17 protein-coding genes are annotated in these 16,407 nt (G+C 65.9%); 5 read left to right on the top strand and 12 right to left on the bottom strand.

Features of this window, described 5'->3' with window-relative positions:
- Positions 1–20 precede the first annotated feature (20 nt).
- Genes ntrC through dusB form a run of 3 tightly spaced genes read right to left on the bottom strand, consistent with a single transcriptional unit; the run spans position 21 to position 3,676 of the window.
- A complete protein-coding gene (gene ntrC, locus NWE53_RS06005; RefSeq protein WP_265053450.1) occupies positions 21–1,472 on the bottom strand; it encodes a nitrogen regulation protein NR(I) in 1,452 nt (483 codons plus the stop codon).
- A gap of 8 nt (positions 1,473–1,480) precedes the next feature.
- Positions 1,481–2,593, bottom strand: a complete 1,113-nt coding sequence (locus NWE53_RS06000) for a two-component system sensor histidine kinase NtrB (protein WP_265054829.1) — start codon at positions 2,591–2,593, stop codon at positions 1,481–1,483.
- 54 nt (positions 2,594–2,647) lie between these two features.
- Positions 2,648–3,676, bottom strand: a complete 1,029-nt coding sequence (gene dusB, locus NWE53_RS05995) for a tRNA dihydrouridine synthase DusB (RefSeq protein ID WP_265053449.1) — start codon at positions 3,674–3,676, stop codon at positions 2,648–2,650.
- Positions 3,677–3,783: 107 nt separating this feature from the next.
- On the opposite strand from dusB, the gene NWE53_RS05990 reads away from it, so the two are divergent.
- Both NWE53_RS05990 and NWE53_RS05985 read left to right on the top strand, forming a co-directional pair.
- Positions 3,784–5,019, top strand: a complete 1,236-nt coding sequence (locus tag NWE53_RS05990; protein WP_265053448.1) for a bifunctional 2-C-methyl-D-erythritol 4-phosphate cytidylyltransferase/2-C-methyl-D-erythritol 2,4-cyclodiphosphate synthase — start codon at positions 3,784–3,786, stop codon at positions 5,017–5,019.
- Positions 5,020–5,023: 4 nt separating this feature from the next.
- Complete coding sequence (locus tag NWE53_RS05985; protein WP_265053447.1) at positions 5,024–5,512, top strand: CinA family protein; 489 nt, start codon at positions 5,024–5,026, stop codon at positions 5,510–5,512.
- A 260-nt stretch (positions 5,513–5,772) separates the two neighbouring features.
- Here the strand turns inward: NWE53_RS05985 and NWE53_RS05980 are convergent, their stop codons facing one another.
- From NWE53_RS05980 to NWE53_RS05940, 9 genes are all read right to left on the bottom strand, one after another.
- Positions 5,773–6,249 (bottom strand): type II toxin-antitoxin system RatA family toxin, encoded by a 477-nt coding sequence (locus NWE53_RS05980; protein WP_265053446.1) that lies wholly within the window; start codon positions 6,247–6,249, stop codon positions 5,773–5,775.
- Positions 6,250–6,262: 13 nt separating this feature from the next.
- Positions 6,263–7,270: a lipoyl synthase gene (gene lipA, locus NWE53_RS05975; protein WP_265053445.1), complete on the bottom strand. Its 1,008-nt coding sequence runs from the start codon at positions 7,268–7,270 to the stop codon at positions 6,263–6,265.
- A gap of 101 nt (positions 7,271–7,371) precedes the next feature.
- Complete coding sequence (locus tag NWE53_RS29830; RefSeq protein WP_320109554.1) at positions 7,372–7,524, bottom strand: GlsB/YeaQ/YmgE family stress response membrane protein; 153 nt, start codon at positions 7,522–7,524, stop codon at positions 7,372–7,374.
- 192 nt (positions 7,525–7,716) lie between these two features.
- Positions 7,717–8,109 (bottom strand): GlsB/YeaQ/YmgE family stress response membrane protein, encoded by a 393-nt coding sequence (locus NWE53_RS05965; RefSeq protein ID WP_265053444.1) that lies wholly within the window; start codon positions 8,107–8,109, stop codon positions 7,717–7,719.
- Between the two features lie 153 nt (positions 8,110–8,262).
- A complete protein-coding gene (lpdA, locus tag NWE53_RS05960) occupies positions 8,263–9,702 on the bottom strand; it encodes a dihydrolipoyl dehydrogenase (protein WP_265053443.1) in 1,440 nt (479 codons plus the stop codon).
- Positions 9,703–9,719: 17 nt separating this feature from the next.
- Positions 9,720–11,075 (bottom strand): pyruvate dehydrogenase complex dihydrolipoamide acetyltransferase, encoded by a 1,356-nt coding sequence (locus NWE53_RS05955; RefSeq protein WP_265053442.1) that lies wholly within the window; start codon positions 11,073–11,075, stop codon positions 9,720–9,722.
- 14 nt (positions 11,076–11,089) lie between these two features.
- Positions 11,090–12,499, bottom strand: a complete 1,410-nt coding sequence (locus tag NWE53_RS05950; RefSeq protein ID WP_265053441.1) for a pyruvate dehydrogenase complex E1 component subunit beta — start codon at positions 12,497–12,499, stop codon at positions 11,090–11,092.
- 50 nt (positions 12,500–12,549) lie between these two features.
- The gene (pdhA, locus tag NWE53_RS05945; protein WP_265053440.1) at positions 12,550–13,644 is read right to left on the bottom strand and encodes a pyruvate dehydrogenase (acetyl-transferring) E1 component subunit alpha; all 1,095 of its coding nucleotides are present in this window, start codon (positions 13,642–13,644) and stop codon (positions 12,550–12,552) included.
- Positions 13,645–13,818: 174 nt separating this feature from the next.
- Entirely contained in the window at positions 13,819–14,130 is a 312-nt protein-coding gene (locus tag NWE53_RS05940) for an FtsB family cell division protein (protein ID WP_265053439.1), read from the bottom strand.
- 279 nt (positions 14,131–14,409) lie between these two features.
- On the opposite strand from NWE53_RS05940, the gene NWE53_RS05935 reads away from it, so the two are divergent.
- From NWE53_RS05935 to NWE53_RS05925, 3 genes are all read left to right on the top strand, one after another.
- Positions 14,410–15,636, top strand: a complete 1,227-nt coding sequence (locus tag NWE53_RS05935) for a tyrosine-type recombinase/integrase (protein WP_265053438.1) — start codon at positions 14,410–14,412, stop codon at positions 15,634–15,636.
- On the top strand, positions 15,633–16,016 hold the full coding sequence (locus NWE53_RS05930; RefSeq protein WP_265053437.1) for a hypothetical protein: 384 nt from the start codon (positions 15,633–15,635) through the stop codon (positions 16,014–16,016). Before NWE53_RS05935 ends, NWE53_RS05930 begins: the two co-directional genes overlap by 4 nt.
- A gap of 97 nt (positions 16,017–16,113) precedes the next feature.
- Entirely contained in the window at positions 16,114–16,389 is a 276-nt protein-coding gene (locus tag NWE53_RS05925; protein WP_265053436.1) for a helix-turn-helix transcriptional regulator, read from the top strand.
- The last annotated feature ends 18 nt before the right edge of the window (positions 16,390–16,407 follow it).

Raw genomic sequence — 16,407 nt, 5'->3', positions numbered from 1 at the left:
GGGCAAGGCGGGGCCGCGGCTCAACGCGGCGAGCGGACCACCTGCATGTCGAGCTCCCGAATCTTCTTACGGAGCGTATTGCGGTTGAGGCCCAGCAATTCGGCCGCCCTGATCTGATTGCCGCGGGTCGCAGCCAGCGCGGCGGCGATCAGCGGTGGCTCGATCTCGCGGAGAATGCGGTGATACAGGCCGGGCGGCGGGATATTGTCACCGAACCCGCCGAAATACTGGCCGAGATGGCGCTCGACCGAGCCCGACAGCGTCTCGGCGCGCTCGGGAGCGGCCGGGCTGCCGGCGTAGCCCGATCCGGAGGCGGCCGGCTGCAGCTCGGCCTCGACGATCGGGGCAGTGATCGTCTCCTGGGGATAAAGCGCTGCCAGGCGGCGGACCAGGTTCTCCAGCTCGCGGACGTTGCCGGGCCAGCGATAGCGCCGCATCACGTCCATCGCTTCCGAATCGACCTGCTTGCGCGGCAGCCCCTCCTTCTCGACGAGCGAGAAGAAGTGGCGAACCAGATCCGGAATGTCCTCTACCCGCTCGCGCAGCGGCGGCAGGCGGATCGGCACGACGTTGAGCCGGAAGAACAGATCCTCGCGGAACAGGCCCTGCGCGATCGAGATCCGCAGATCCTTGTTGGTCGCGGCGATGATGCGGACATTGGTCTTGATCGGCGTGCGCCCACCGACGGTCGTGTACTCGCCCTGCTGCAGAACACGCAGCAGCCGGGTCTGTGCCTCCATCGGCATGTCGCCGATCTCGTCGAGGAAGAGCGTACCGCCCTCCGCCTGCTCGAAGCGGCCGGAAGAGCGCGTCAGGGCGCCGGTGAAGGCACCCTTCTCATGGCCGAAGAGTTCCGATTCAATCAGGTCCTTCGGGATCGCGGCCATGTTGATCGCGACGAAGGGGCCGTTCTTGCGCTTGCCGTAATCGTGGAGCGCCCGAGCCACAAGCTCCTTGCCGGTGCCCGACTCGCCGTTGATCATCACGGTCAGGTCGATCGGCATCAGCCGGGCCAGCGCGCGATAGACATCCTGCATCGCCGGCGAGCGGCCGATCAGCGGAATGTCCTCGGGCTCGGCGGCGTGGCTGCGGGCGGCCTCGCCGCGCGGACGCGACAAGGCGCGGCCGACGATGGCGACGAGCTCCTTCAGATCGAAAGGCTTCGGCAGATATTCGTAGGCGCCGCGCTCGGAAGCCTTGATCGCGGTCATGAAGGTGTTCTGCGCGCTCATGACGATGATCGGCAGCTCGGGCCGCACGCGCTTGATGCGCGGCAGCAAGTCGAAGGCATTGCCGTCCGGCATCACGACATCGGTGATGATCAGGTCGCCCAGCCCTTGGGCGGCCCAGGTCCACAATGTCGCCGCCTGCCCGGTTGTGCGGACTTCATAGCCGGCCCTGGCGAGCGCCTGATTCAGGACGGTGCGGATCGCGGCGTCGTCGTCGGCGACGAGGATGTTCCCGGTCGGCATGTGTTCGATTAGGCCTTGCGTTGACTGCCGTGACCCAGCTGGTGCAGCGGCAGAAGGATCCTGAATTGCGTACGACGAGGGACGGACTCGCATTCGACGATTCCGCCGTGATCGCCGATCACCTTGGCAACGAGTGCAAGTCCAAGGCCACTTCCCTGTGCCTTGGTGGTCACGAAGGGATCGAACAGGTGCTGGACGAGGTCCGGCGGCACGCCGGAACCGTTGTCGCGGATGACGATTTCGAGCGGCAGCGCGATCCGTTCGGTCGATCCCGGAACCTGCATGCGAATGCCTGGGCGATAGGCGGTCGTCAGCGTGATCTCGCCATCGATCGCATATTCGCCAATGGCTTCGGCGGCATTCTTCACCAGATTGAGCAGAACCTGGACGAGTTGGTCGCGATTGCCGGCTACCGGCGGCAGCGACGGATCATAGACCTCCGAGAAGCGGATGTGCCGGGCGAAGCCCGATTGCGCCAGGCGCTTCACGTGATCGAGCACGTCGTGGACGTTGACAGGGTCGCGCTCGCTGGGGCGCTCGTCGCCGAAAAGCTCGACGCGTTCGACCAGCTTTACGATGCGATCGGTCTCGTCGCAGATGAGCTGGGTCAGCATCCGGTCCGAATCCGAGATCGAGCCTTCGAGCAGCTGCGCCGCCCCTCGAATGCCCGAGAGCGGGTTCTTGATCTCATGGGCCAACATGGCGCCGAGCGCCGTGATCGAGCGGGCTGCTCCTCGATGCGTCAATTGCCTGTCCATTTTTTCAGCAATTGTCCGTTCTTGCAGCATCAGTACGACCGCGTCGCCCTGGCTGGGCAATGGAGAGGCAAAAACATCGACGATGCGATCAATACCGAGGCGGGGCGAGCCGAGGTCGAGGCGGTACTCGCTGACGCTGGCGCCGCGGCGCTGCACATCCTCGATCAGCCCCAGCACGGGAGAGCCGAAGGCGATGAGATCGTCGATGCGTTGTCGCTTCAGGACGGCCGCGCTCGACTGGAAGAAATCCTCGGCCGCCGTGTTCGCGTAAATCACGATATGGCCTTCGCCGATCACCAGGACCGGCATGGGCAGAACATTCAGCGCCTGAACCTCGATGGGATCGAGGAGGTAGGTGCTCATGCTCCCGAGCCCCTTGTCGGCAAACATCGCCGTCATCGGCTCTTCCTTTCCATCTCAGGCCGCTTCGCGGCTGCGTTCGGTCGAAAACAACCCCGTCAGCGCCCCGAGGACCTGACGGGGGTCGTCCGAGGTGAGCAGCGTGCGCCGCCGCTCGGGATCGGGCGCGCAGCCCTCTGCCATAGCCTCGTCGGCATAGGCGGCGAGGTGCTTGCGGGCATGGCGCACGCCATGGGCCGGTCCCATCAAGGCCAGCAGGCCCTCATAGTGCTCGCATGCCACGGCGAGCTTCTCCGCCAATGAGAGCGGTGCGAGCGTGCGATCATCGAGTGCGGCGCCGATCTCGCCGACCAGCCAGGGCCGGCCGAGTGCCGCTCGCCCGATCATCACGAAATCGGCACCTGATTGCGCCAGGCAGGCTTTGGCATCGGCCGCGTCGTGAATATCGCCATTGGCCACCAGCGGAAAATCTCTGGCAGCGCGCACGGATGCAATCGCCCGCCAATCCGCCTTGCCCTTGTAGAACTGCTGGCGGGTCCGGCCGTGGACCGTGATCATCCGCGCGCCGGCAACGACGGCGCGGCGCGCGAGTTCCGGCGCGTTGCGTGACGCATCGTCCCAGCCCAGCCGCATCTTCACCGTCACCGGCACCTTCACGGCCGAGACCGCGGCCTCGACCAGCGTCACCGCGTGATCGAGGTCGCGCATCAGCGCCGAACCGGCCCAGCCGCCCGTCACCTTCTTCGCCGGGCAGCCCATGTTGATGTCGACGATATCAGCGCCATTGGCCTCGGCGAGCCGGGCCGCCTCGCCCAGCCAATGCGGATCGCAGCCGGCAAGCTGGACGACATGCGGCGAGACGCCTGCGCCCTCGGCGCGGATGCGCGCTTCCTCGCTGCCGCGCACGAATTCGTCCGACGCCACCATTTCCGAAACCACGATCCCGGCATGGCGGCGTGCGGCGAGTCGGCGCATGACGATGTCGGTCACGCCGGACATCGGCGCCAGGAAGGCGCGGGATTCAATGGGAATTCCAGCGATGTTCAAACTGTTCAGCCTGCTTTTGAGGCAATCGAGATTATGCATATTTATTGGACAATGCTGCAGGAGCGCAAGTGCTTACAGCTTAATGGTGCAATGCAGCGAAAATACACCCCCTGCCCTCAGCCGCTGGAATTGGCTATGGCTGCCGCATGAACAGCCACTACGCCGAACCTCGCTCCTTGCCAGAGCCCGCTCACTCGCCCGCTCCGGTGGCCGCTTTGCTCGTCGCGGCCGGACGCGGGCTGCGCGCGGGTAGAGGCGCGCCGAAGCAATATCGGCTCGTCGATGGCCATCCTGTCCTGGCCCGCGCCCTTGCCCCGTTCCTGGCCGAGCCGGCGATCAGCCGCGTGGTGGTGGTGATCGGAGAAGGCGACGACGTGCTCTATGCCGATGCCGTCGCAGGTATCGACGACGCCCGGCTCGCGGCGCCGACCCCGGGCGGCACGACACGGCAGGATTCGGTTCGGCGCGGATTACGCGCGCTCGCACGCGACGGCTTCGACGGCATCGTGCTGGTCCATGACGCCGCCCGCCCCTTCGTATCTCTGGCGCTGATCGGCGCGGCGATTAGAAAGCTGGGTGACGTGGGCATGGCCGCCATTCCGGCGCTGCCGGTGACGGACACGGTCAAGCGCACGGACGACAGCGGCCATGTCGCCGAGACCCCGCCGCGCGATCAGCTCGTCACCGTCCAGACGCCACAGGCTTTTCGCTTCAAGCCTCTCCTGGAAGCGCATGAGGCGGCGGAGGCGGCCGCGCTGCATGGCTTCACCGATGATGCGGCCCTGATGGAATGGGCCGGCCACCCCGTAGCGACCTTCACGGGTGATCCGGCGAACATCAAGCTGACCCATGCCGAGGATTTCCGCCGCGCCAATGCCCGGCCGGGCGAGGTTCTGGTGACCCGGGTCGGCACCGGCTACGACGTTCATGCCTTCGGCCCCGGCGACCATGTCTGGCTGGGCGGCGTCAGGATCGCCCATGACCAGGGTGTCGTCGCTCATTCCGATGGCGACGTGGTGATTCATGCCTTGACCGACGCCTTGCTCGGCGCGCTCGCCGATGGCGATATCGGCACGCATTTCCCGCCGAGCGATCCGCAATGGCGCGGCGCGGCGTCCGCGCAGTTCCTCGCCTTCGCGGCGAGCCGCGTGCGCGAGCGCGGAGGGCGCATCGACCATCTCGACCTCACGATCGTTTGCGAGGCCCCCAAGGTCGGGCCGCACCGCGATGCCATCCGCGTGGCGATCGCAACTGCGGCCGGCATCCCGGTGGAGAAGGTCGCGATCAAGGCCACGACGTCGGAGCGCATGGGCTTTACCGGCCGGCGCGAGGGGCTTGCGGCGCTGGCGACGGCGACCATTCGATTGCCCGAAGCGGAGTAGCGCGATGTTCGACGCCGAGATCACCACGCTGTCGGAAGCCGTGCTGGCAATGTGCCGCGAAGCGCGGCTCAGGATCGGAACCATCGAGTCCTGCACCGGAGGTCTTGTCGCGGGGGCGCTCACCGCGATTCCCGGCTCTTCCGATGTCGTGAATGGCGGATTGGTCACCTATTCCAATGCGGCCAAGGCGGCACTCGCCAACGTGGCGGCCGAACTCATCGACGCCCATGGCGCCGTCAGTGAACCCGTGGCACGCGCAATGGCGGAAGGCGGGCGAGCCAGGCTCTCGGCCGATCTCGCGGTGGCCATCACCGGCGTGGCGGGCCCGGGCGGCGGGACAGCACGCAAGCCGGTCGGCCTCGTCCATTTCGCTTGCGCCTCCGCAACCGGCACCGCGCATCGCGAGATGCGGTTCGGCAACCTGTCGCGCGACGACATCCGGCGGCTTTCCGTGGTCGTCGCGCTCGAAATGCTGCGAAACGCCGCAGCTTGATCGCATTCAGCGGGAGAGCCGACGCCAGATCGCGCTGACGATGTCGGCATCGTCACTACGCCATGGGGCGTGTAGTGACACGCTGTCATTCCGGGGCATCGCGTCAGCGATGAGCCCGGAACCCAGAACCGATGCGCTCGATCGTGAAAACTGCGGGGAAGAGACCGCTTCATGACGGACGGTATCGGTTCTGGGTTCCGGGCTCGGCCTTTCAGGCCGCCCCGGAATGACAGCGCGCTTCCGTCTCAAGGCAGCAGGCTCTAAAGCCCTGTCACCGCTTTTGCGTCGGTTCGGCCGTAGACGAGATCGGCGCGCTTCTCGAAGGCTTCCGAGAATTTGCGGAAGGCCTTGTCGAACATCGCGCCCATCAGGATGCCGAGCATGCGGCTGGCGAACTCGTAGGAAATGAAGAAGCCGACCTCGCAGCCGGCGTCATGCGGCTTGAAGGCCCAGCGGTTCTCCAGATGGCGGAACGGCCCATCGACATATTCGACGAGGATCTTGAGGTTCGCCGGATCGAGCGTGACGCGGCTGGTGAAGGTCTCGCGGATCGCCTTGTAGCCGACGCTCATATCGGCCAGCAGCACCTCGCCGCCGCCTTCGCGCGGCGTACGGCGCCGCACGGTCAGCCCTTCGCAGAGCGGCAGGAACTGGGGGTATTTTTCGACATCGGCGACGAGCGCGAACATCTGCTCGGGCGAGTGCCTCACCCGGCGGGTGCTGTTGAACATCGGCATTGAGCGGGGGCCGCTACTGGCCCAGCCGCGCTGCGCGGGCCGCGCGCAGCCGTGCGAAATCCTCGCCGGCATGGTGCGAGGAGCGGGTCAGCGGCGTCGAGGAGACCATCAGGAAGCCCTTCGCGAACGCGATGGTCTCGAAGCTCTTGAACTCGTCGGGCGTGACGAAGCGGATTACCGCATGGTGCTTGCGCGACGGCGCCAGATACTGGCCGATGGTCATGAAGTCGACCTCTGCCGAGCGCAGGTCGTCCATCAGCTGGAGAACCTCGTTCCGCTCCTCGCCGAGGCCGACCATGATGCCGGACTTGGTGAAGATGGTGGGGTCGAGCTCCTTCACCCGCTGCAGCAGCCGCAGCGAATGGAAATAACGCGCGCCCGGCCGCACCTTCAGGTACTTGCCCGGCACGGTTTCGAGGTTGTGGTTGAAGACGTCGGGCTTGGCCGCGACGACGACTTCGAGAGCGCCCGGCTTGCGCAGGAAGTCCGGCGTCAGGATCTCGATGGTCGTGCCGGGCGAGGCCTTGCGGATAGCGCGGATCACCTGGGCGAAATGCTCGGCGCCGCCGTCCTTGAGGTCGTCGCGGTCGACCGAGGTGATCACGACATGCTCGAGACCGAGCTTGGCGACGGCATCCGCGACCTTGCGCGGCTCCTCCAGATCGAGCGGCTGCGGCACGCCGGTCTTGACGTTGCAGAACGCACAGGCGCGCGTGCAGGTGTCGCCCATGATCATGAAGGTGGCGTGCTTCTTCTCCCAGCACTCGCCGATATTGGGGCAGCCGGCCTCCTCGCAGACCGTTACCAGCTTCTCGGCCTTCACGATGGCCTTGGTCTCGGCCCATTTGGGCGAGCCGGGAGCCTTCACGCGAATCCAGTCCGGCTTGCGCAGGACCGGGTTCTCCGGGCGCTTCTGCTTCTCCGGATGGCGCACCTCGGCCGCAAGCTGGCGTGTCTCGGCCTTCGGATTGCCGGCGTTGGGCCGGGGATCGCGGTTCAGCAGATCGAGTACAAGCGCCATATCGGGGTCCGGGCTTCGACAGCAGGAGCCGGCAGAACCGGCTCCCTCCTAGCTAATCTTCAAAGAGCGCTCCCGCAACTGCCGGGCTGCGCAGGGCGGCCTCAACCGCGGCGGCGGGCCGCATTCCAGATCACGATGACGATGATGGCGCCGGCCACCGCGGCGGTCAGCGTGCGCCAGAAGCCGAAGACCGGAATTTCCATGAGTTCCGCCACCTTGGCGCCCACGAAGGAGCCGGCGACGCCGACGAGCATGTTGGTGAAAAGCCCGTGGTCGGATGAGGTCAGGCGCTCGGCGATCCAGCCGGCGAGAAGGCGATGAAGAGCGTCATGAAGAAGCCGTAGCCCGGCTGGGCCATGGTGGCGGCAAAGCTTTCCATAGAAGACATCCCCCTGGCCATGCGCAGATGCGCGCCTTCATACCGTAACGATTGCAGCAGGTTCCGGCTAGGCGATGAAGCGGGCCAGCAGGATGACGAGGATCGCGCCGAGCACCGCCATGCCGGCATCGTCGAGGAAGCCGTAGCCGGTTCTCAGCCGCCAGCCGGTCAGCCGTGCGATACCCTGCCCCACCAGCATGCCGAGGATGCCCACGACCGCATGCCGGACCAGCCCGCCCCCGCCCACGATCAGGCTGGCGACGAAGCCGGTGACGGTGCCGAACGCGACGGTGGGGACGATGACGCGCCAGTCGAGCGCGAGGTCACGACGCGGCGGGAGAATCTCGACCTCCTCCTCGCGGACGACACGGTCGGGCTTGGGCGATTTGCGGGTGCGTGGCGGCATGGGCGCAATATGAGACCGGGCGAGCCGCCCGCCAAGCTCCAGCGACTGGAACATAGGCCGTCATTCTCGGGCGGAGCGAAGCGCAGACCCGAGAATCTCTTGCAGAAGGAGGCTCAGCCGCCATCTCGTCACGAGATCCTCGGGGCAAGCCCCAGCATGACACGCTATTGCCCAAGGCGACAGCCGCGCCGCGGGGAGAGCAGAGCCTCAGGCGTTCAGCACCTTGCCGTAGGCGTCCAGCACGCTTTCCTTCATCACTTCCGACAGGGTCGGATGCGGGAAGATGGTGTGCATCAGCTCTTCCTCGGTCGTCTCGAGGTTCATCGCGACGACGAAGCCCTGGATCAGCTCGGTGACTTCCGGGCCCACCAGATGCGCGCCGAGGAGCTTGCCGGTCTTGGCGTCGAAGATCGTCTTCGCCAGGCCTGAATCCTCGCCCAGCGCAACGGCCTTGCCGTTGGCGACGAAGTTGAAGCGACCGACCTTGATCTCGTGACCGGCGGCCTTGGCCTTCGCCTCGGTCAGGCCGACGCTGGCGATCTGCGGGTGGCAATAGGTGCAGCCCGGGATCATCAGCTTGTCCATCGGGTGCGGGTGCAAACCCTTGATCGCCTCGACGCAGATCACCGCCTCGTGCTCGGCCTTGTGGGCCAGCATCGGCGGGCCGGCGACGTCGCCGATGGCGTAGATGCCCTTGACGTTTGTCCGGCAGACATCGTCGATGACGATGCAGCCGCGATCGGTCTTCACGCCGAGCGCTTCCAAACCGATGTTCTCGATATTGCCGACGACGCCGACGGCCGAGATCATGCGATCGGCGGTGATGGTCTGCTTGCCGCCCTTCTCGTCCTCGATATGGGCGGTGACGGAGTCGGCACCCTTCTCGACCTTGGTGACCTTCGCGCCGGTCAGGATTTTCATGCCCTGCTTCTCGAAGGCCTTTCGTGCGAAGGCGCCGATCTCGGCATCCTCCACGGGAACGACCTGCGGCAGCACCTCGACCACCGTCACCTCGACGCCCATCGTCCGGTAGAAGGAGGCGAACTCGATGCCGATGGCGCCGGAGCCCATCACCAGCAGCGACTTCGGCATCTTGGCCGGGACCATCGACTCGAAATAGGTCCAGATCAGCTTGCCGTCCGGCTCGAGGCCGGGCAGCGCGCGCGGCCGGGCGCCGGTCGCGACGATGATGTGGTCGGCGGTGTAGGTGCCCTCGCCCTTGGCGCCCTTCGGCACCGGCCCTTGCGGCTGCATCGCCGGCTTCTTGGTCGGGGCGACGGCGATGGTGCCGGGCTTGGTCAACTTGGCCTCGCCCCAGATCACATCGACCTTGTTCTTCTTCATCAGGAACTGGACGCCGTTGTTCATCCGCACGGCGATGCCGCGAGAGCGCTTCACGACGGCATCGAGATCGGCCTTGAACGAGCCTTCCAGCACGAGCCCGTAATCCTTGGCGTGCTGGCCGTAGTGCAGGATCTCGGCCGAGCGCAGCAGCGCTTTGGTCGGGATGCAGCCCCAGTTCGAGCAGATGCCGGCAAGATGCTCGCGCTCGACGATCGCGGTCCTGAAGCCGAGCTGCGCGGCGCGGATCGCGGCGATATAACCGCCGGGGCCGGAGCCGATGATGATGACGTCGTAGTCGGACATGGTGTGTCTCCCGCCGCTCAGACCAGCATCGCCATGGGCTTCTCGATATAGCCCTTGAACGCCGCAAGAAGCTCCGCGCCGAGCGCGCCGTCGACCGCGCGGTGATCGGTCGAGAGCGTCACCGACATCACCGTCGCGACGGCGGGCTGGCCGCCCTTCACGACGACGCGCTGCTCGCCGGCTCCGACCGCGAGGATCGTCGCATGCGGCGGATTGACGATGGCGGCGAAGTCCTTGACGCCGAACATGCCGAGGTTCGAGACCGCCGTGGTGCCGCCCTGATACTCCTCGGGCTTCAGCTTGCGGGCTTTGGCCCGCGCCGCCATGTCCTTCATCTCGTTGGAGATCTGGCTCAGCGTCTTGTGGCAGGCGTCGCGGATGATCGGCGTGATCAGGCCGCCGGGGATCGAGACCGCGACGCCGACATCGGCGTGCTTGTGCTTGAGCATGGTGTTGTCGGTCCAGGACACGTTCGCGTCCGGCACGGCCTTGAGCGCCAGCGCCAGCGCCTTGATCACCATGTCGTTGACCGAGAGCTTGTAGGCCGGCTTGCCGTCCTTCTCCGGCGCGGCGGCGTTGAGCTCGGCGCGCAGCTTCAGCAGCGCGTCCAGTTCGCAATCGACCGTGACGTAGAAATGCGGAACGGTCTGCTTGGCTTCGGTCAGGCGGCGCGCGATGGTCTTGCGCATGCCGTCATGCGGGATCTCCTCATAGGAGCCCGGCGCGAACAGCTTCTTGACCTGCTCGTCGGAGGGGCCGGCCGCAAGGGGCGCGGCAGCAGGCTTCTGGGCGGATGGCGCACTTGTCTGGGGGACAGGTGTGCTTGCAGCCTTAGCTCCGCCGCCCTTCTTTGCAGCCTCGACGTCCTTCTCGACGATGCGGCCATGCGGGCCGGAGCCGGCGATGGCGGCGAGGTCGAGCCCTGCGTCCTTGGCGATGCGGCGTGCCAGCGGCGAGGCGAAGGAGCGGCTGCCGTCGGATTTCGCCGGCGCGGATGCGGTGGGCGCGTCGGCCGCCTTGGCGGGAGCGGGTGCGGCCGAGGGGGCTTCAGCCTTCGCAGGCTCGGCCTTGGGGGCCTCCGCCTTCGGAGCGTCGCCCTTGGCGGGGGCCGAGACGCTCTTGGCGTCCTCGCCCTCGCCGGCGATCACGCCGATGATCTCATTGACGGCGACATCGGCCGTGCCCTCCGGCACCACGATCCTGGCGAGGATGCCCTCGTCGACCGCCTCGACCTCCATGGTGGCCTTGTCGGTCTCGATCTCGGCGATGATGTCGCCGGACTTGATCGTGTCGCCTTCCTTCTTCAGCCACTTGGCGAGATTGCCCTTCTCCATCGTGGGAGAGAGCGCGGGCATCAGGATGTTCGTCGGCATCGGTCAGCCCTCTCTCAGCGATAGCAGACGGCCTTGGCCGCCGCGACGACCTCGCCGATGTTCGGAAGCGCGAGCTTCTCGAGGTTCGCCGCGTAAGGCATCGGCACGTCCTTGCCGGTGACGCGGATGACGGGCGCGTCGAGATAGTCGAAGGCCGCCTCCATGATCTTCATGCCGATCTCGGCGGTGACGCCGGACTGCGGGAAGCCCTCCTCCACCGCGACGCAGCGATTGGTCTTCTGCACGGATGCGACGACCGTCTCGATATCCATCGGGCGGATGGTGCGGAGATCGATGACCTCGGCCTCGATGCCTTCCTTGGCCAGCGCCTCGGCGGCACCGAGCGCATAGGTCATGCCGATGCCGAAGGAGACGATGGTCACGTCCGTGCCGGAGCGCACCACCTTGGCCTTGCCGATCGGGATCAGGAAGTCGTCGCCCTTCGGCACGTCGAAGGACTTGCCGTACATGATCTCGTTTTCGAGGAAGATCACCGGGTTGGGGTCGCGGATCGCGCTCTTCAGCAGGCCCTTCGCGTCGGAGGCGCTGTAGGGCACTACGACCTTGAGACCGGGTACGTTCGAATACCAGGCGGCATAGTCGTGGCTGTGCTGGGCGCCGACGCGTGCCGCCGCGCCGTTCGGTCCGCGGAACACGATCGGTGCGCCCATCTGGCCGCCGGACATGTAGAGCGTCTTGGCGGCGGAGTTGATGATGTGGTCGATCGCCTGCATGGCGAAGTTGAAGGTCATGAACTCGACGATCGGCCTCAGACCGGACAACGCGGCGCCGACGCCGATGCCGGCGAAGCCATGCTCGGTGATCGGCGTATCGATGACGCGCTTAGCCCCGAACTCCTGCAGCAGGCCCTGGGTTACCTTGTAGGCGCCCTGATATTCCGCGACCTCCTCGCCCATCACGAAGACATCGCCGTCACGGCGCATCTCCTCGGCCATCGCGTCGCGCAGCGCCTCTCGGACCGTCTGGCTGACGATCTCGGCGCCTGCCGGGAATTCGGAAGAGGCATCATAGGCCTTGGCCTGGGCCGGCACCGTGTCGGGCTTGCTGGCCGCCGGCACATCCTCTGTCTTCGCCTCGGGCTTGGCTTCCGCCTTGGGCTCCGGCGCCTTCTCGGGAGCCGCGGCCTTGCCGCCGCCGCTCGCAGCCGCGCTGACATCTTCGCCCTCGGCCGCGATCACGCCGATCGGCGTGTTGACCGCGACGTTCTCGGTGCCGTCGGCGACGAGGATCTTGGCGAGGATGCCCTCATCGACCGCCTCGACCTCCATGGTCGCCTTGTCGGTCTCGATCTCGGCGATGATGTCACCGGACTTGACCTGATCGCCCTCTTTTTTCAGCCACTTGGCCAGTTTTCCTTCCTCCATGGTGGGGGAAAGGGCAGGCATGAGAATGTCGATCGGCATGAACGCACCCGGATTCTGAGACGCGGGGAAAGGACGAGGCGGGCGCGGGCTCAGCCCTGCGCCGGCTCCAGCAGGATGTCGGTGTAGAGCTCCGACGGATCGGGCTCGGGATCATGCGTCGCGAACTCGGCCGCGTCGTTGACGATCTCGCGGACCTTCGCATCCACCGCCTTCAGCTCGTCCTCGCCGATCTGGAAATCGCGGACGAGGCGCGCCCTCACCTGCTCGATCGGATCATGCTCCTCGCGCATGCGCTGGACCTCGTCCTTGGAGCGGTATTTCGCCGGGTCCGACATCGAGTGGCCGCGATAGCGATAGGTCTGCATCTCCAGGATGTAGGGCCCCTTGCCGGAGCGGGCGTGCTCGATCGCACGCTGTCCTGCCTCGCGCACGGCGCGTACGTCCATGCCGTCGACCTGCTCGCCGGGGATGCCGAAGGAGACGCCGCGGCGGGAGAAATCCGTCTGGGCCGAGGCGCGGCTCACCGCGGTGCCCATGGCATAGCGGTTGTTCTCGATGATGAAGATGACCGGCAGCTTCCAGAGCTGGGCCATGTTGAAGCTCTCGTAGACCTGGCCCTGATTGGCGGCGCCGTCGCCGAAATAGGTCATCGATACCGTGTTGTCGCCACGGTACCAGTCGGCGAAGGCCAGGCCCGTGCCGAGGGAGACCTGCGCGCCGACGATGCCGTGGCCGCCGTAGAAGTTCTTCTCACGCGAGAACATGTGCATGGAGCCGCCCTTGCCGCGCGAATAGCCGCCGCGTCGGCCGGTCAGCTCCGCCATCACGCCGCGCGATTCCATGCCGCAGGCCAGCATGTGGCCGTGGTCACGATAGCCGGTGATGACCTGGTCGCCGTCCTTGGAGGCCATCTGCATGCCGATGACGACGGCTTCCTGGCCGATATAGAGATGGCAGAAGCCGCCGATCAGCCCCATGCCGTACATCTGGCCGGCTTTTTCCTCGAAGCGCCGGATCAGCAGCATCTCGCGATAGGCGTGGAGGTCTTCTTCCTTGGTGAAGGTCGGCGCGTTGCTGAGGGCGGAGGTCTTTCCCGCTCCTTCCTTGGCGGCTCTTGCCTTTGCCGGCTTCGCGGCGGCTTTCGGTTGAGCGGGAGCTTTCGACTTACGCGCAGCAACAGCCATCAGGCGGCCCTCCAAGATCGTTCGACCTTTGTTGTAGAGGATCGCAAAAACCTTGGCGAGGACGCTATCTCGCAATGCAGCATGATCTAACTCGTTGAAAAAACGAGAAACTCCATGCGTAACTTGTTTTCAGTTAATCGATACGTCTGGGACTATGTGCCGTATCGTTAGAGCTCAGCGGCCCATGATGACTACGTCGTTCTTATGAGTGCGGCCGAGGGTGCTGCGCGCGTTCTCTTCCAGCAGGTCGCGGTCCACGGCCTCGTCCCGCACGAGGGCGAGCCGATGCTCCCAGGACTTGCGCTCGGTCACAAGCGCGGCGAGCTCGGCCTCCATGTCGCGCAGCGATTCCCTGACGGCGCCTCGTGCCTCGAGACCACGAGCGCCATGCTGCGCATGGAACATGAAATAGGCGACGGCCGCTCCCGACACGAGATAGAGCGCCAATGTCACGAAGATGGAGCGGAGGCCGCGGCGGATAACCATGGCACCACGCTACGGAGGCTTGGTTTCCGACCGGTTAACGCGCGGCGCGAAGCGAGACGCCTGCTGCACTGGTGAGCGGGGTGGGGATCGAACCCACGACCACATGATTAAAAGTCTGGTTGTCAGGTCATCCGCAGATGTTCGTATTTGTCCACACGTATCCCGGAATACGTTGAATTATCGCGTTAATTCGCCTATCTGTTGCCCATAGCCATCAACGTTCGTCCGTGCAAATCTCACAGACGATGGGGCCTCAGTGGGGCCAATGGAGATGTCGACATGGCAAAGAAGGTACCCGCGCTGAACTCTCGACAGTTCGATGTGTGGAAGTCGGGGACCGGTAGTGGTCAGATCATCGATGGCGAGGTCCAAGGCCTTCGTGCCCGGCGCGGTACGGCGGGTGATGTCTACTGGTCCCTCGCAGTGCGAGTGCACGGTGTGCAGCGCCGACTTGCGGTCGGGGAGAACCTCTCCCTCACCAAGGCCCGAGACCGTGCCAGGGAGATGCGGCAGCAGATCCGGACCGGTGTCGACCCGATGGCTGAGAAGAAAGCGCAAGTCGGCCGCGCCAAGGCCGCGCGAACCGGAGCTGGCACGCTGGAAACGGTAATCGACGGCTATTTCGAAGTCGGTGACGGACGAGAACTGCGGTCGAAATCTGCGCAGATCGAACACCTGAAAACCGTCTTCGCTGGGCTGCTCATTCGGCCTGCGTTCGACGTCAAGCCAACCGACCTGCAGGCCGCCGTCGTGGCCTGGTCGGCTCGCAGCATCCGTGGCGCGCAACTCGCTGCCGCCTACATGCGTCCGGTGATGCGCTGGTCGCTCGCGCTTGGGCTGGTGCAAGCGGGCACGGACGGACTGCGCGCGCCGAAACGCCGCTCACCGCCGCTCCAGAAGACGATGACGCCGGAGGACGTCGGCAAGTTCCTGAAGATCGCGGGCGGGACAGGATATGGCCTCGCAGCTCGGATCATGCTCTGGACAGCATGTCGGCGCGGGGAAGTTGCTGGCATGACCTGGTCGGAGGTCGACGTCGAGCGCGGGATCTGGACGATTCCGGGGCTGAGGCGGAAGAACACGCGCGGGCACGGCGTCTTGCCCGACTTCGTGATTGCGCTTCCCCGGCAGATGGTCGAGGTGCTGCGGATTATCAGCCGCGGCGAGCCTAACCAACTCGTGGTCGCTGGTGTCGACGGTGGCGCGCTGGTGCAGAACTGGCCGCGCTGGTGCCGTGCGAAGATGACCACGGCGGGAGTGCGGAACCTGTCGCCTCATGCCCTGCGCAGAACCGCCGCCACGCTGGCTGGCGAGCTGGGCGAGCCACCCCACGTCGTTGAGGTAATTCTGGGCCACAGCGCGGTCGGGGGCTCGCTGGTCGCCGGATACAACAAGGCGCGCTACAAGGCCGAGCACGCCCAAGCACTGCAGCGGCTCGCCGACCGGTTGGACATGCTGGCCACTGGCAAGTTGGACAACATCCTCCCGATGGCGAGGTCGGCATGAAGGACGATGACCTTCTCGCCATCGCCGGGCGGAGCCGCGCACTGGACATCAGTGACGAGGAGCGGGCCGAACGGCGCTTGGCCGAACGGCTGGCAGAAGCCGGAGTCAGGGGAACTGCAGGGCAGCGCGCGGGCGGGCAGAAACGGGCACGCGAGCGGCAAACCCAGCAGGCGATCAGGCGGATCATGGTTGAGTTCTGGCTGTTCGATCCGGCCAGCGACATTCCGGAACGGCTGCGCAGCACGCCGTCAGGCGCAGCAGCCGTCGAGGCACTTATGAAGCGGCTGGCGTGCGCTGGCCTGGGTGCGGGAGAGCGGACGGTGAGAGCGGACATCGCTGCGATAAACAGACAGCGTGGCGTGCCGAAATCCATGCAGTGAGCTAGCTGCCGACATTACCTGCCCCCGGCGCGGATGGCATGAGATCGGACCTAATCCCCAAAGGAGGTCCGACGTGGACATTACTTCTGCAGTCAGGATGACCGTCGCCGACGAAGTCGCTCGGCAGCTTGGCATGACCAAGCCCGGCGAGCTTATCCTCGCCGACCGCATCTGTGAGGCGCTGCTGCGCATCGACAGCGTCATCGCGCTGACCGGCTTGGGCCGGTCGACCATCTACAGGCTCGTCGCCGAAGGCCAGTTTCCGCAGCCGATCAAGATCGACGGCGTCGTGTCCGTCGCGTGGTGCCTGACGGAAGTCGAGACGTGGATCACCGACCGCCGCGCCGCGCGCGACGCTCGCCTCCTCCCGTAGCGGGCTCCTGTCTCGAAG

The organism is Bosea sp. NBC_00550 (genome assembly GCF_026020075.1).
GTDB lineage: Bacteria > Pseudomonadota > Alphaproteobacteria > Rhizobiales > Beijerinckiaceae > Allobosea.
This window is presented reverse-complemented; position numbering and strand designations above follow the sequence as displayed.

Bases quoted from the DNA above. Each gene is read 5' to 3' on its own strand.
- lipA (WP_265053445.1), bottom strand. From the start codon at position 7,270: ATGGCGCTTGTACTCGATCTGCTGAACCGCGATCCCCGGCCCAACGCC.
- ntrC (WP_265053450.1), bottom strand. From the start codon at position 1,472: ATGCCGACCGGGAACATCCTCGTCGCCGACGACGACGCCGCGATCCGC.
- NWE53_RS05990 (WP_265053448.1), top strand. From the start codon at position 3,784: ATGAACAGCCACTACGCCGAACCTCGCTCCTTGCCAGAGCCCGCTCAC.
- NWE53_RS05930 (WP_265053437.1), top strand. From the start codon at position 15,633: ATGAAGGACGATGACCTTCTCGCCATCGCCGGGCGGAGCCGCGCACTG.
- pdhA (WP_265053440.1), bottom strand. From the start codon at position 13,644: ATGGCTGTTGCTGCGCGTAAGTCGAAAGCTCCCGCTCAACCGAAAGCC.
- NWE53_RS05980 (WP_265053446.1), bottom strand. From the start codon at position 6,249: ATGCCGATGTTCAACAGCACCCGCCGGGTGAGGCACTCGCCCGAGCAG.
- NWE53_RS29830 (WP_320109554.1), bottom strand. From the start codon at position 7,524: ATGCTCGTCGGCGTCGCCGGCTCCTTCGTGGGCGCCAAGGTGGCGGAA.
- dusB (WP_265053449.1), bottom strand. From the start codon at position 3,676: ATGCATAATCTCGATTGCCTCAAAAGCAGGCTGAACAGTTTGAACATC.
- NWE53_RS06000 (WP_265054829.1), bottom strand. From the start codon at position 2,593: ATGAGCACCTACCTCCTCGATCCCATCGAGGTTCAGGCGCTGAATGTT.
- lpdA (WP_265053443.1), bottom strand. From the start codon at position 9,702: ATGTCCGACTACGACGTCATCATCATCGGCTCCGGCCCCGGCGGTTAT.
- NWE53_RS05940 (WP_265053439.1), bottom strand. From the start codon at position 14,130: ATGGTTATCCGCCGCGGCCTCCGCTCCATCTTCGTGACATTGGCGCTC.
- NWE53_RS05925 (WP_265053436.1), top strand. From the start codon at position 16,114: ATGACCGTCGCCGACGAAGTCGCTCGGCAGCTTGGCATGACCAAGCCC.
- NWE53_RS05935 (WP_265053438.1), top strand. From the start codon at position 14,410: ATGGCAAAGAAGGTACCCGCGCTGAACTCTCGACAGTTCGATGTGTGG.
- NWE53_RS05955 (WP_265053442.1), bottom strand. From the start codon at position 11,075: ATGCCGACGAACATCCTGATGCCCGCGCTCTCTCCCACGATGGAGAAG.
- NWE53_RS05965 (WP_265053444.1), bottom strand. From the start codon at position 8,109: ATGTTCCAGTCGCTGGAGCTTGGCGGGCGGCTCGCCCGGTCTCATATT.
- NWE53_RS05985 (WP_265053447.1), top strand. From the start codon at position 5,024: ATGTTCGACGCCGAGATCACCACGCTGTCGGAAGCCGTGCTGGCAATG.
- NWE53_RS05950 (WP_265053441.1), bottom strand. From the start codon at position 12,499: ATGCCGATCGACATTCTCATGCCTGCCCTTTCCCCCACCATGGAGGAA.